The organism is Rosistilla ulvae, assembly GCF_007741475.1.
In the GTDB taxonomy this organism is placed as follows: Bacteria; Planctomycetota; Planctomycetia; order Pirellulales; family Pirellulaceae; genus Rosistilla; species Rosistilla ulvae.
Genome location: NZ_CP036261.1, coordinates 1,674,171 through 1,688,940, shown reverse-complemented (window position 1 = coordinate 1,688,940; position 14,770 = coordinate 1,674,171). Strand labels below are relative to the sequence as shown.

Below are 14,770 nucleotides of genomic sequence, written 5' to 3'. Positions count from 1 at the left end.
CGGAACGATTCCCGTGTCGCAGCCGAGCCCCTGCTGCACTCCATTATAGAGTGTCGTCAGCCCGGCAAGGACGATTCCATTGTATTCGATGCTCGCGAGGTTAATCGTTGAACATCGGGACGGTTTCCGCACGCCCTTCGTGATTCGCCGACCGCAGAGCCGCATCGAGAATCGCCTGAGTTTTCAAAGACACTTTGGGCCAGAAGGGGTCGCGAGTTCCCGACAGCACCAGTTCCGAGAACTTTCGAAACAACTGAGTCTCCTGCGCGTCGGCCGCATTGTTGCTGTATTCCGCGACGCCGACCTGGCGGGAATGCTGTTCCATCGTGAACCGACATCCATCTTCGACGAAGTTGTGGTTGGCGACTTCAAAGCTGGAGGTGTTCCCGAGGAAAGGGAGGACAAAATCGTTGACCTGCAGATAACCTTTGTCGCCGCTGATATGGCCCAACTGCTGATGGTTGGTTCGGAAGGAGTTATAGAACGACGCCGAAGCTCCTCCCTCAAATTGCAGCTCCCCTTGAAACTCCATCGGCACCGCCTGCCCACTTCCGTCGCGGCACACCGAATGCAAAATCCGCCCCCGGACTTCCGTCGGCATCTGATAGTTCATCGCAAACAGGATGAAGCGGATGGTATACCAGCCCAGATCGCCCAGACATCCGGCCGGCTCCAGATCGCTGCCAGTCCGAATATTGCTCTGCACCCAATCCTCGGGAGCACAGAAACTGAACTGGCTGGTGATTCGGCGAATCGTCCCGACACTGCTGCCATCGTCCAAGACCCGACGCATCTCGGCCATCCGTTTGCTGTGCATATACATCACGCCATCCATGAACTGGACGTTGTTGGCGTTGCATGCATCGATCATCCGCTGCACATCGTCGACCGTCACGCCACACGGCTTTTCGACCATCACGTGCTTGCCAGCATTGGCAGCTTTGACGACCCAATCGGTTCGCAGTCCGGTCGGCAATGGAATGTAGACAGCATCGATGTCGCTGCGGGCCAGCAGATCATCGTAGCTGCCGACGGCATCGACCGTATGCGACACAGGAGCCGAGGCTTGGCAGGCGGCGATAAACGCCTGGGCCTTTTCCGCCGATCGACTAGCGACCGCCACGACCTGGCCGTTTCCCGAATTCCGAATCGAATCCCAGTTCTTCTTCGCGATCGCTGCGGTGCTCAGGATTCCCCAACGACAAATATTTCCATGCATGCTGTTTTTCCAACCAAAGAGATTAGCGACAAGGTCGAGCTTCATTCCGCACGATCAGTGACAATTTATAACGTCTTGGTCCCTCCGCTGGGAGTTCCCGCAACGCCGCTGCGGCCAACAAATCGCAATGATTTTTTGCGTGTCGCAGCCAAACTCGCTACACTTTCGCTTGCCCCCCTAACGACTCGCTCCCCACCTCACCTCACGGAGTCGCCCACGCATGTTCCAGCACCCACAACTTCCCCGTCGCCAAGCGATCCAAGCCGGCGCTGTTGGTCTGCTTGGGCTGGGCATGTCCCATCTGGATCGGTTGCGAGCCGAAGCCGCCCCGTCGTTTGAATCGGCGCGAGCGAAAAACGTGATCTACATCTTTCTGTCGGGCGGGCTGGCCCAACATGAGAGCTTCGACATGAAGCCCGACGCCCCGGCGGAGATCCGCGGCGAGTTCCAACCGATCGCCACCCGAACGCCGGGGCTGCAGATCTGCGAGCACCTGCCTCAACTGGCCGCTCGCAGCGAGAAGTGGTCGTTGGTCCGCAGCCTAACGCATCCCCACAACGAACACTCGATGGGACACATGGTGATGCTCTCGGGACGCTCCGATCTGCCGACCGGATTCAGTCCCAACGGTCCCAAACATACCGACCATCCATCGATCGCCGCGATCGCCGGACAGGTGACGCAATCGGTCAACAACCTGCCGCCAGCGATCATGCTGCCGGAGAAGTTGGTCCATCGATCGGGCCGCGTTTTGCCGGGGCAATTCGGCGGACAGATGGGACCGGGGACCGATCCTTTTTTACTGGATTGCTGCAGCACAAACCGGCAGGCCTACGGTGCGTGGCCCGAATATGGTTTTCATCACGCGCGTGGCGCGGAAAATCCGAAAGACCTCTCGTTTGGACTGCCCAGCTTACAACTGCCCGCCGCGATTTCCAAAGGCCGCTTGGGCAGCCGCGTCGACTTGTTAAACGAACTGCAATCGCAGCAGCGGGGACTGCGGCAGCTCGCCGAAGTCGACAGCTTCGATCGCTTCCAAGAACGGGCGTTGTCGATGTTAGCCGACGGAAAGATGAGCAAAGCGTTGGACGTCGTCGACGCCGATCCCAAGACGCTCGACCGCTACGGCCGACATGTCTTCGGTTGGTCGCTGCTGCTTGCGAGACGATTGGTCGGCGCCGGCGTGAACTTGGTTCAAGTCAATCTTGGCAACAACGAAACCTGGGATACGCATGGCAACGCGTTTCCGAACCTGAAGAACTATCTATTGCCGCCGATGGATCAAGCCGTCGCGGCGCTGTTGGATGATCTCGACGCGTCGGGCCAATTGGACGAGACCCTGATCGTGATGGCGGGCGAATTCGGCCGGACTCCAAAAATCTCGCACCTTCCGAGCGCCTACGCCCACCCGGGACGCGACCACTGGGGCGCTTGCCAGTCGGTCTTTTTGGCCGGCGGCGGAATCGAAGGAGGCCGCGTGGTCGGGTCGTCCGATCAACATGGCGGTTGGCCCAAGGACAGCCCACAGACTCCCGAGAACTTTGCCGCCACGATCTATTCCGCGCTCGGGATTCCCCGCACTTCCTACTGGCACGATCTGCTGGATCGCCCGATGCCCATCTATCACGGCGATCCGATGCCGGGGCTGACTTAACCGCAGCGAGTTCGCAAGTCGTCACGCGTCGTAGCGAACCAAAAACCAGCCCGATCCGAGCCGCAGATGCGATCGCAGGTGATGGCTGTCTTGCAGCCCACCGACAAACGATTCGGGCTCGCTCGATTCGGGATGCCATTCGACCCAATCGGCCGAATCCCCACCTAATTGCAACTTGAGCGCTCCGTCGCCGCAGCGTTGAATCGTCGCGATGCAGATCTCTCCTCCGGAAACTGTCGGCGGAGCCAACAGGATCATCGTTGTTGGATCGCCAAAGGGATACGCCATGAACGGGCCGATCCGCGGCAGCTCGCCATCCTCGCGTGGCCAGTCGCTTCGCAGTGGTCGCGCGATCGTTTCCAGCTCGTCGATGCGTGAGACCAATCGCAGCCGTTTTCCCTGCCAAGCCAACGACGCATGATTGATCACCAAACCGCACCACAACGCGACGACGGCCGTCAACATCATCAACGATCGCAGCGACCGAACCGATCGGCTGGCCGCGGTTCCCTTGAGCATCCCCAGAAACAGTCCACCTAAAGATCCGCCAGCCAACACGAGCAACAAGACCAACAGCGAGGCACGCCATGCGCCAACCATCTCCTTGGCCAAACGTAGCGCTGCGATCGGCGATTCGCTTCCTCGAATCAATGCCTCGACGAGCGGTTCGAACAACGGATCGAAGATCGCCCACGACAGCATCGCGACCAGCGTGGCCAACTGGACCACGTACAGGCAATTCCACCTGTTTAACGACGGAATCGCGGACAGGCCGATCGTTGGTTGAAACGACTTCATCGACACGTGCTCGGGGTTACTTGGCGGGAGTACAATAGGACAACGCCATCAAAGCGAAACTTGTCGCGAGGTTCTTATCGTTCTCGAACCAGCGGCGATTGTCGTTCGACCACGATCCATCGGCCTGCTGACGATCGGCCAGTTCGGCGATCAAATCGGCTCGCCAATCGTGCTCCTTCCCGTTGGCATCTTTGACGGTTTTCAGACCCGCGGCCTGCAGTGCGGCGGCGAAGGTGTGGTAGTAATAAAAGAGGCCGGCCGAGCCCATGCCGGGATTGTTTTCGACGTCGTAATGATCGGTGATCCACTGCACCGCCGCTTGAACGCGGGGATCCTTGGTGGTCAGCCCCGCATAGATCATGCTCTTGAGCCCGTTGTACGACATCGATCCGTAGCTACGGAGACCGCCGTTGGGCGTAAAGCGTTCGTCCGAAGTGCTCGGGTCGATCTTGGTTGTTGGGATCTCGTAATAGAAGCCGCCGTCGTCGACCTTACCGGCAAACTGCGTTTCGTTGTGTTTACTGTCCAGGTTCTGACACCGCGAGATAAAGACCAACGCCCGTTGGATCGCCGGATCGTTCGGCTCGACCTCCGCCGCGCGAAGGGCTTCGATAAAGTAGCCGGTGTTGGAGAGATCGGGCCGACCGTCGCCACCATATCCGACGCCGCCGTACCACGGATCCGACGGATCGCGTTTTCCTTGGCCGTATTGAATCCCCGTCACAAAGTCTTTGGCACGCTTCAGAATTTCGTTGTACTGACCACCCGAATTGGCTTCGGAGAAACAGACCATCGCGACGCAGGTCTCATAGTTCCGCAGCCGTCCGTTGCCGTAGATCCCGCCGTCGGGCTTAACGAATCCTTCGAGCGCCTTGAGCCCCGCCGCGACCATCGGATCGTTTGCAGTCCGACCGTTTCGCAGCGCCGATGTCAGCGCCAAGGCGGTCACCCCGGGGCCAACTTTATCGGAGAAGGTGCCGGCATCCGATTGCCCCTGCTTTGCCAGATAGGCCAGCCCTTTATCGACGATCTCGCGACGCAGAGCTTCCGACTTCGAAACGGTTTCCGTTTTCGTCACCTCCGCTGCCGGTTGAGCGAACGCGCCGCCAGCGGTTACCGCCACCAGAGCGGCGGTGACAAAAAGGCGTCGCGCGTGGCGGAATTTCCATCGTTGATACATCCAGCAACTCCAAAAGGTAAGCGTTTTGTCGGCTCAACCAACAGGCGAGCGGTTCCGCCGAAAAGACAACGCAAACCGAATGCCAAACCTCTCAACGACGCTTTGCAATGGACGCTTGTCAGCCGCGAATCTATAATGGGTTTACTATGCAGCCATTTTTTCGGTCGAAGGACCGATACCTCCCCTTACCGTCCTGACGCGCTGCGTAACCTACCTCGGAATCATGGCCCTCCCTCTATGGATCGCTTGTTTGCATTCAGCGGAATGCTTGCTATTGCCGCTTTCACCCTCGGGCAATCCTCGGCCTGGGCTGTCGATGCGAAAGCGTTGGACAAATGGAAGCAGGATTTTAATGAATCGGTCCTGCCGATCATCGAGTCGCGTTGCATCGAGTGTCACCGCGGTGAAGATGCCGACGGAGAGTTCGATCTTGCCAAATTCCCAAGTGGCGAAGAAGTCGCCAAGCACATGGGCATCTGGGAACGGGTCGGCAAACGCGTGCGACTGAAGGAGATGCCGCCCGAGGGGAGCCCGCAACTGAACGACAAGCAGAAGAGTGCGTTTCATCGCTGGTTGGATTCGCAACCGAAAGAGGACCTGTGTTCGCAGATCGCCAACGAGGAGACGCAAGCTTGGTACCGCGGCGTGGTGATGAGTCGCCGGTTGACGCGCACCGAATACCTCAATGCGATCCGCGACGCGACGGGACTTGCCGTCGATCCGCGGTTTGAAATTCCATCGGACGGTGCCGGTGGGGAAGGCTTCGATACCAACGGCGATTCGCTGTTCACGTCGCCAATTCATTTCGAACAATATCTGGCGGTCGCTGCCGACGTGATCGGCCGCGCGATCTCCGAGCCCGCGTCGACTGGAAACGCTCCGCTGCAATTGACCTTGCCGGGCAAGGCTGCCGACGGAACGGAACTCTCCGCCGAACAAGCCGCTCGCACGACACTCGGTCGATTTGCGCGGCGTGCCTGGCGACGACCGATCGCCGACGACGAGATCGATCGACTGATGCAGTTGTTCGCTGCGGTGCAGGCCGACGGAAAAGACTACGAGCAATCGATCGCCGAACCGCTGAAGGCAATTCTCCTGTCGCCGAACTTCATGTTTGTCGTCGAATCGGAATCGGCCGAAGGAGGCGTGCAACGACTGACACCGCATCAATTGGCGATGCGATTGTCGCTGTTCCTGTGGTCTTCGATTCCCGACGAACAACTGTTGGCCCGAGCCGACGCGGGTGAACTCGACACGCCCGAACAAGTGATCGACGAAACCCGTCGGATGCTCGACGATCCGAAGGCTCGCTATCTCGGCGAGAACTTTGGCTTGCAGTGGATCAACATCAACAACCTACTGACCAACATCCGCCCCGACGCGGAGGTCTATCCGGAATACAATCGCCAGCTGGCCGAAGATCTTCGCGAAGAAGCGATTCTGACGATCGCAAACGTCTTCCGCGAAGACCGATCGCTGCTGGAATTGATCGACGCCCCGTACGTCTACGCCAACGACCGAATCGCAAAACACTATGGTTTGAACGCGGCCGACGGTGCCGATTGGCAACCTCTCGACGCAGGAGAAACCGGGCGAGGCGGAGTGCTCACACTTGGTGCGACGCTGATGGCTACATCGTATCCGCGGCGGACAAGCCCGGTGCTGCGAGGCCGCTGGCTGTTGGAAGACATCCTCGGATCGCGCGTTCCTCCACCGCCGCCGGGCGTTCCGGCGTTGGAAGCCGCGGAGACGGAGAAAGTGGTATCGCTGCGCGAGCGACTGGAGATCCACCGCAAGAATCCCGAGTGCGCATCGTGCCACAACCGCATGGATCCGCTGGGCTTCGGGCTGGAAAACTTCGACGCTCTGGGCCGTTGGCGCGAATCGGAAAACGGATTTGCGATCGATGCCGGGGGCAAATTGCCGTCGGGCGAATCGTTTACTGGGCCGAGCGAGTTGAAGAAAGTGGTCTTAAAACGGTCGCACGATTTCGAAAAACACTTTGTCAAGAAACTGCTCGGCTTCGCCTTGGGTCGCGGGCTCAATAAGTTCGATCAGTGTGTGATCGAAGATTGCATGAAAGCCTTAAAAGAGCAGGACCATCGCGCCGCGGCGATCATCGAAACGATTGTCGTCAGTTATCCGTTCCAACATCGTTATTTCAAAGCTGCCGAATAAGATCGCCGACGTCGCTTGCGACGCAGCCGACCACGCCTCCCGCCTTCCAACCAACCTCTCCAATCCGGAGCCTCACGATGAACCGCAACGCTTATCCCGCAACGACTTCGTCCAAGAGAACTCAAGGTGTCAACCGTCGTCTGTTCCTGCGAGGAACCGGCGCTGCATTGGGGTTGCCGTTTCTGGCGTCCAGCAAATGGCTGCGGGGCAGCGAAGCGGTGGCACCACCGCTGCGAAACGCCTTTATCTACTTCCCCAACGGTGTCTGGGAAAAGGCTTGGGTGCCGGAGAAGACGGGCAGCGATTATCAGTTGACGCCGTCGCTGGAACCGATCGAAGCGATCCGCAACAAGGTGTTGGTGCTGACCGGGCTGGATAAAAAGCACAGCCACGGTGGCGACGGGCACTACGCCAAGACAGCGAACTTTCTGACCGGCATGCCTGTGGCAAAGACGACCGGCAAAAACATCAGCAGCGGCGGTGCTTCGGTCGACCAATTGATCGCTCAACACAACAGCGGGCTGACTCCCATTCCTTCGTTGGAACTGGGGACCGAACCGGTGATCAGCGGCATCGACAGCAACGTCGGATACACGCGGTTGTACGGTTCGCACATCTCATGGCAATCGCCGTCGCGACCGGTCGCTAAAGAGATCAATCCACGCGTCGTCTATGAGCGTCTGTTCGGTCAGAAGCAGGCTAAGGGTGCGTTGGCCGACAGCAATCTATTGGACTACGTTTTGGAGGACGCCCGCCGTGTTCGCAAGACACTCGGCCGCGACGATCAATTCAAGATGGACGAGTATCTCGATTCGGTGCGGTCGGTCGAACGGCGGATCGAATATGCGATGCGCGAAGATCCGCGGCAATGGCAACCGACGCTCGACGCCGCGCAGATCGCAGCCCGCCGCCCGGGAGCTCCCGCCGAATTCCGCGAACACATCGACGTGATGCTCGACCTGATGGTCTTGGCCTTCCAAACCGATTCGACTCGCGTCTGCAGCATGATGTTCGCCAACGACGTCTCGGGACGCAACTTCTCGTTCCTCGACGGCGTCAAAGGTGGCCACCACGAGCTGTCGCACCACGAGAACAACGAAAAGAAGATCGACCAATACCAGCGGATCAACCGTTGGCATGTCGAACAATTCACGAAGATGATCCAGAAGATGGACGCGATCCAGGAAGGGGAGGGGACGCTGTTGGATCATTCGATGATCATGTTCGGTTCGAGCTTCTCCGACGGCAACCGCCACGATCCCGACAACTTGCCGATCTTGTTGGCTGGTGGCGGCAGCACCGGAATCGAATCCGGACGCCATCTCGCGGCCGAAGGGCAAGTGCCGTTGTGCAACCTGTACCTATCGATGCTGCGACGCAACGGCATCGAACTGGAGAGCTTCGGCGACAGCAACGCCGAACTGTCGATCTAATACAACTGGCGCGGCCCACAGCTGACCAAGTGAATTCACCCTCCCCAAACGCAGTATGCGGGGGAGGGTCGAACGAGCGCAGCAAAGTTCGGGGAGGGGCATCTGCACAGTCAATCCGTGCCGGTCGATGTCGCGTATCGGCCCGCCCGGAAAACTTGCTCGACGCTCGCTTCCCGACCCTTCGTGCTTCGCCGGGCGGGTGTAGTGCACTGCGACCACTTTCGGGGTCGACCGCGTACGATTGCCTTCGAAACCGGTGGTGTTCGCTAACGCTCGACCACCGGCTACCCTCTGAAACACCTTCGGCGTACCACGGCTCCAATCCCGGCAGCAACCTACGGCTTGCGATTCCAACCGCCATTGACCTCGAGCGTCTGGCCGTTGATGAACGCTGCGGCGGGGCTGCATAAGAAGGCGATCGCGGCGGCCACGTCGTCGGGGCTGCCCCAACGTTGCAGCAGCGAACTGCTGATCGCCCGACGGCTCCACGCTTCGTCGGCGACTTCCCCCCAGGCGGTCCGGATCCATCCGGGAGCGATACAATTGACGCGAACGTCGGGAGCAAGCGACTGAGCCATGCTCTTGGACAGCGCCATCACGGCAGCTTTGATCGGGGCAAACATCATCCCCGCATCTCCTTCCATCCCATGCGGAGCTTGGTCCCAACCGATGAAGAGCATCGAGGCGGGAAGATCCGAGGCAGGTTGAGCAAGCATCCGATCACCGACACGTCTTGCGAGATCGGTCGTGCCGCGGACATCGACAGCCCACAACAGATCGAGCTTTTCTTGAAAGCTCAACTTGGCAGCGTCGCCCGTCAACACATCGGCCCCCGCGTTGTGAACCCAGCTGTCGATGCGCTCATGCCGCTGCCAACAGATGTCGACCAACGACTCTCGGTCGGCGGCGGATTGCAAATCCGCTTGCACGATCGACGCCTCGCCACCGATCGCGCGAATCGCCTCCGCGGTCTCTTCGGCTCCCGCTTCGTTCTGCCGGTAATGCACAACGACAGCCGCGTCGCGAGCTGCCATGTGCAGGCAGGTCGCCCGGCCGATACCGCTGGAACCGCCCGTGACGACAACCGTCCGATCCTTCAGGCTAGCCGAATCTTCGACGTGACTGGCCATCGCGGTTACGCAAACCGCTGAGCGCGAAACGACTTCGCTTCGGCGCTATCAGCCGCGACACACGGGTTGGTCAAGCCGCCGATCCCTTCGATTTCGACGGTGCAGCTGTCGCCTGGCTTCAGGAATCGCTTCGGCGTCCGCGCCGCACCGACTCCCGGCGGTGTCCCGGTGAAGATCAGATCGCCGGGACGCAGCGTGGCGATCTGCGTCAGGTGAGCGATCAGTTCGGGGATGCTGAAGATCAGCTCGCGGGTCGTGCCATCTTGCAGCGTTTCGCCCGAAACGTGCATCTTGACCGACAGGTTGCCCGGATCGGAGAGCTCCGATTTGTCGACGATCACCGGACCGATCGGTGCAAAGGTGTCGAAGGTTTTGCCCAACAGCCACTGGCCGCCGGGAGTTCCCTTCTGCCAATCGCGAGCCGAGACGTCGTGGCCACAGGTGTATCCGAAGACACAGTCCATCGCTTCGTCGACCGAAACATTGTGCGCTGTCTTGCCGATCACGATCACCAATTCCGCTTCGTAGTCGACGCTGTCGCTGACCGTTGGCAAGATGATCGGATCGCCCGGGCCAACCACGCTGGAGGGGAATTTGCAGAAGACGACAGGGGATTCGGGGATCGGGCTGTTCGTTTCGATAGCGTGGTCGCGGTAGTTCAGTCCGATGCAGATCACTTTTTCGGGAGCCGCAACGGGTGCGAGAATCTTCACCGAATCGACGGCGATGCTCTCCGCACCGTCCGCTTTGGCCAGCCGCGCATCGAGGCCCTCGGTCGCCATCAGTTCCTGCATCGTGCTCGGGAGCGTGGCATCGATTCCCGCCAGCGGCGTGATCCGGTCGCCAGCAATAAGACCCAACTGGACAACATTGTCGATTTCAAAACGGCAGTAGCGCATGGGTACAAAGGACCTTTCGAAGAGGATCGCGGCGGGATAGGGCAGCGACGGTGCTGCCCCGACCATCGTACGCTACCGCCTGCGGTCGGAAAAGCCGATGCGGTGCGTGTCTGGTCGATGGCCAGCCGGCTCGTTACGCTGTGTTGACGCGACGGCAATCCCCGATTTCACGAGCAGCTTCCCCCATGAACGCCCTTCCCAAAATCGACGATACGTTTGCCGAAGCCTTTCCGATGAAAGCGACGCGGTTGATCATCACGGCGATCGATGCGGAACTTGCGAAAATCGCGGCTCAGGAATTCTGCGGCAACGCGTCGAGCGTGATCGGATGCGATGCCGAAGCTGGGATCGAACGGATCCTCGTCGCCGACCAAACTCCCGACGGGCGACCGGGCGTGAGCGTGCTGGCGTTTGCGTTCAATCGCAAGTCCTTAGAGAAAGCGGTCGCGTCGCGGATCGGCCAGAATGTCCTCACCTGCCCGACGACCGCATGTTATGCGGGAATGACCAGCGAGTCGAAAGAGGATCGGATCAAGATCGGAGCCCAGTTGCGGTTCTTCGGCGATGGCTACCAGTTCTCCAAGAAGTTGGGCGACCGTCGGTTTTGGCGGATCCCTGTAATGGACGGCGAGTTCGTTTGCGAAGACGTCACCGGAACGGTGAAGGGGATCGGCGGCGGCAATCTGCTGGTCTGTGGCCGCTCGCAGATCGAGACCCTTGCCGCGGTGCGAGCCGCCGTCGCGGCGATCCAATCGCTCGACGATGTGATCCTGCCGTTCCCGGCGGGGATCGTTCGCAGCGGATCGAAGGTCGGATCGAAATACGACAAACTGCCGGCGAGCACTAGCCACACGTGGTGCCCGACGTTGATCGGACAATGCGACAGCGATCTCGAAGCGGGGGAGCGGGCGGTCTACGAGATCGTGATCGATGGGCTCTCCGAGCAAGCGGTTGCCACGGCGATGGCGGTCGGCCTGCGAGCGGCTTCGCTGCCAGGAGTCCTGCGGATTTCAGCTGGCAATTACGGCGGCAAACTGGGACCACATCACTTTCATCTGCATCGGTTGCCATCGATCGATTGATCGTCAGCCATCGCGACGACAACCTGCCGCGGCAGCGGTATACTCGGAGGTCGCGATCACCTGCGATCGCCTCGCCCAAAAAAATCACTCGACACTCGACCACTTCAGGCAACCGCATCATGCTTCGCATCACGGGGGGGACCGTTTATGATCCCGCCAACCAGATCAACGGCGAAGTCCGCGACATCTGCATCGTCGACGGGCGGATCGCGGAGTCGGCCGTCGGAGCACGCGAGATCGATGCGACCGGCTTGATCATCTTTCCCGGCGGCGTCGACGTGCATACGCATGTCGCCGGCGGCGCGATGAATTTTGCTCGAGCGATGACGCCCGAGGACCATCGCCGCACGCAGACCTTCATCCGCAACCAATCGCGGCGATCGGGCATTGGTGGGATGACGCCCAGCACGTTTGCGACAGGTTATCTGTACGCCGGGATGGGCTGGACGACGGTCAACGAAGCGGCGGTGCCGGTGCTGTCGGCACGCCACACGCACGAAGAGCTTGGCGAGATCCCGATCGTCGACAAGAGCTGCCTGGTGTTGATGGCCAACAACGAGATCATGATGGATCTGATCCAGGCGGGAGAATACGAAAAGGCGAAAGATGTCGTCGCCTGGTACGTCTGGGCGGCCAAAGCCTACGGCGTCAAAGCGGTCAGCCCCGGCGGCGTGGCGGCGTGGAAGTGGGGCGAGGATGCGAAGCAATTGACCAGCCCGATCGCTGGGTATCACAAGCTGACGCCGGGCGACATCGTGAAAAACCTGGCTCGGATCGTCGACGATCTCCAGCTGCCCCATCCGATGCACCTGCACTGCAACAACCTGGGCGCACCGGGGAACATTTCGACGACGATCGAAACGATGAAGCATCTGGAAGGGCATCGCGCTCACATCGCCCATCTTCAATATCACGCTTACGGCGGCGACGACTGGGATACGATTCGCAGCGAATCGGCGCAGATGGCCGACTACTTCAACGCCCATCCTCATATGACAACCGACGCCGGAGCGGTGCTGTTTGGCGACGCGGTCACGATCACCGCCGACGGCCCGTGGCAACACATGCTGTACCAATTGACGGGGCGGAAGTGGGGCAATCTGGATGTCGAAAACGAAACCGGCTGCGGGATCGTCCCCTACACGTACAAGCCATCGAATTTGGTGAACGCCGTGCAGTGGGCTGTCGGATTGGAACTGTTGCTGCTGATCAACGATCCGTGGCGAGTTTTCCTGACGACCGATCATCCCAACGGAGCCTGCTTTTGGCGGTATCCGGAGATCATTCAGTTGTTGATGTCGGCCGACTTCCGCAACGATTGCATGAAGATCCTGCCGCCGCAGATCAAGAGTCGAATCACGCTGCCCGAACTGACGCGTGAGTACACGCTTTACGAAATCGCAACGATCACATCCGCCGGACCGGCCCGCGCATTGGGGCTCGCTCAGAAGGGGAATCTTGGAATCGGCAAAGATGCCGACCTGGTGATCTATCGCGCCGACAAAGATATCGCCCGGATGTTTGGCCACCCGCGGTACGTGATCAAAGCGGGAGAGATCGTGATCGACGATGGCGACATTCGCGAGACGCCCGAAGGGCAGCAGTTCATCTCCAAACCGCAATACAATCCCGACACCGACGCCTTCTTGCGACCGCGGTTTGAGGATTGTTATTCGCTGGCGTTCGAAAACTATCCCGTCGACATCAGCGGAATCGAACAGCCCGAAGTGCACGACTGCGACGCAAATCCATGATCCGTTTAAAACTGAAACGCCAGCCGAAGGTGCCGCTGCAAGCCGATCGACTGTCGCCCGACGGGCTGAGCGGTCTGTCGCACGATGCGATCTGCGCGATTGAGATCCTGCACGGACGCCGACGTTGCCGCGTCGATGATTTCTTCGACGTGCAAGGCGAGGGAGCGGACGAACTGCAGATCGAAGGGGACCTCCGCAAGGTCCAGCAGATCGGCAGCCGGATGACTCACGGCACGCTCGCGATCCGCGGCGACGTTGGCATGCACCTGGGAGCGTCGATGTCGGGCGGCAAGATCACCGTCGACGGAGACGCTGGCGACTGGGCCGGTGCAGAGATGATTGGCGGTGAGATTCACATCGGCGGCAATGCGGGTGATCGCGTCGGCGGCGCTTACGTGGGGAGCCTGACCGGGATGAAGAACGGAACGATCCTCGTCGACGGAACCGTTGGATCGGAGATCGGTCTGCGGATGCGACGCGGTTTGATCGTCGTCGGTGGTCAGGCGGGAGAGCTTGCCGGACTGCAGATGAAAGGAGGGACGATCGTATTGCGAGGTGGCGCCGCAGCGCGGTGCGGAGCTTGGATGCGGCGAGGAACGATCGTGTCGCTGCAACCGGTGGCGACGCTGGCAACCCATCGCTATTCGACCGATTACAATCCGACGTTCTTGAATCTGTACGCGCGACACCTGCAAGGCTTCGGGATCGAGATCCCCTATCGCAGCGAAGAGGGCGGGTACGCGAGGTACTGTGGCGACGGATCGGTTCGCGGCAAGGGAGAGATTTTGGTTTGGCAGCCGCGCGACGCAAGCGTCTGATCGCCGTCAAGCCCGCCGACAAACGGCCTCCCCTTCGCCGGCGGTCTGTTTGTGTTGTAGAATTCGCATTGCAACATTCAACAGGTAGAGCACGTGGCGAAGAAAAAACAGCAGAAATCGAAGGCGAAATCGGGCAAGAAGCCGCCGCCCCCCAAAAACGTCGCCGAGAACCGGAAGGCGAAACATCAGTACGAGATCTTCGAAACGCTCGAGTGCGGGATGGTGCTGGTCGGTAGCGAAGTGAAATCGATGCGCGACGGAAAACTCTCGCTCGACGAAGCGTATGGCCGGATCCAAGGGGGCGAACTCTGGTTGATAGGGGCCGACATCGGGCACTACTCCAACGCTGGCTTGTGGAACCACGACCCGCGGCGGCCGCGAAAGCTGCTGGTTCACAGCCGCGAATTGGACAAAGTGAGCGGCAAGGCGAAGGAACGGGGCGTCACGATCGTCCCGCTGCGCGTCTTCTTCAACGAACGCGGGATCGCGAAATGCGTGATCGGTCTGGTCCGCGGCAAGAAGCTGCACGACAAACGCGAGACTTTGAAAAAACGCGATACCGACCGTGGACTTGCTCGCGCGATGCGACGACGATAGGCGATACGCCGCCGTGCCCCCAATGGGG

12 protein-coding genes are annotated in these 14,770 nt (G+C 60.0%); 7 read left to right on the top strand and 5 right to left on the bottom strand.

Annotated features, from left to right (window positions below):
• Positions 1–100: 100 nt before the first annotated feature.
• Positions 101–1,219: a Gfo/Idh/MocA family protein gene (locus EC9_RS06120; protein ID WP_145343267.1), complete on the bottom strand. Its 1,119-nt coding sequence runs from the start codon at positions 1,217–1,219 to the stop codon at positions 101–103.
• 220 nt (positions 1,220–1,439) lie between these two features.
• Between EC9_RS06120 and EC9_RS06115 the strand changes: the two genes are divergently transcribed.
• Positions 1,440–2,873, top strand: coding sequence for a DUF1501 domain-containing protein (locus tag EC9_RS06115; protein ID WP_145343265.1), 1,434 nt, complete (start codon positions 1,440–1,442; stop codon positions 2,871–2,873).
• A gap of 21 nt (positions 2,874–2,894) precedes the next feature.
• On the opposite strand, the gene EC9_RS06110 is transcribed toward EC9_RS06115, so the two are convergent.
• A complete protein-coding gene (locus EC9_RS06110; RefSeq protein ID WP_145343263.1) occupies positions 2,895–3,671 on the bottom strand; it encodes a hypothetical protein in 777 nt (258 codons plus the stop codon).
• A 16-nt stretch (positions 3,672–3,687) separates the two neighbouring features.
• Positions 3,688–4,851, bottom strand: coding sequence for a prenyltransferase/squalene oxidase repeat-containing protein (locus EC9_RS06105; protein ID WP_145343261.1), 1,164 nt, complete (start codon positions 4,849–4,851; stop codon positions 3,688–3,690).
• 237 nt (positions 4,852–5,088) lie between these two features.
• On the opposite strand from EC9_RS06105, the gene EC9_RS06100 reads away from it, so the two are divergent.
• Both EC9_RS06100 and EC9_RS06095 read left to right on the top strand, forming a co-directional pair.
• Positions 5,089–7,029, top strand: coding sequence for a DUF1592 domain-containing protein (locus EC9_RS06100; protein ID WP_218934621.1), 1,941 nt, complete (start codon positions 5,089–5,091; stop codon positions 7,027–7,029).
• 77 nt (positions 7,030–7,106) lie between these two features.
• Positions 7,107–8,462 (top strand): DUF1552 domain-containing protein, encoded by a 1,356-nt coding sequence (locus EC9_RS06095; protein ID WP_145343257.1) that lies wholly within the window; start codon positions 7,107–7,109, stop codon positions 8,460–8,462.
• A gap of 335 nt (positions 8,463–8,797) precedes the next feature.
• Here EC9_RS06095 and EC9_RS06090 read toward each other — a convergent pair whose 3' ends face one another.
• Both EC9_RS06090 and EC9_RS06085 read right to left on the bottom strand, forming a co-directional pair.
• Complete coding sequence (locus EC9_RS06090) at positions 8,798–9,592, bottom strand: SDR family NAD(P)-dependent oxidoreductase (RefSeq protein WP_145343255.1); 795 nt, start codon at positions 9,590–9,592, stop codon at positions 8,798–8,800.
• A 5-nt stretch (positions 9,593–9,597) separates the two neighbouring features.
• Complete coding sequence (locus tag EC9_RS06085) at positions 9,598–10,491, bottom strand: fumarylacetoacetate hydrolase family protein (RefSeq protein WP_145343253.1); 894 nt, start codon at positions 10,489–10,491, stop codon at positions 9,598–9,600.
• A 185-nt stretch (positions 10,492–10,676) separates the two neighbouring features.
• On the opposite strand from EC9_RS06085, the gene fhcD reads away from it, so the two are divergent.
• From fhcD to smpB, 4 genes are all read left to right on the top strand, one after another.
• Positions 10,677–11,573 (top strand): formylmethanofuran--tetrahydromethanopterin N-formyltransferase, encoded by an 897-nt coding sequence (gene fhcD, locus EC9_RS06080; protein ID WP_145343251.1) that lies wholly within the window; start codon positions 10,677–10,679, stop codon positions 11,571–11,573.
• 119 nt (positions 11,574–11,692) lie between these two features.
• Complete coding sequence (locus EC9_RS06075; RefSeq protein WP_145283036.1) at positions 11,693–13,327, top strand: formylmethanofuran dehydrogenase subunit A; 1,635 nt, start codon at positions 11,693–11,695, stop codon at positions 13,325–13,327.
• Complete coding sequence (locus EC9_RS06070; protein ID WP_145343249.1) at positions 13,324–14,145, top strand: formylmethanofuran dehydrogenase subunit C; 822 nt, start codon at positions 13,324–13,326, stop codon at positions 14,143–14,145. Before EC9_RS06075 ends, EC9_RS06070 begins: the two co-directional genes overlap by 4 nt.
• A gap of 93 nt (positions 14,146–14,238) precedes the next feature.
• Positions 14,239–14,742 carry an SsrA-binding protein SmpB gene (smpB, locus tag EC9_RS06065; protein ID WP_246105979.1) on the top strand — a complete coding sequence of 168 codons (504 nt, stop codon included), beginning with the start codon at positions 14,239–14,241 and terminating at the stop codon, positions 14,740–14,742.
• The last annotated feature ends 28 nt before the right edge of the window (positions 14,743–14,770 follow it).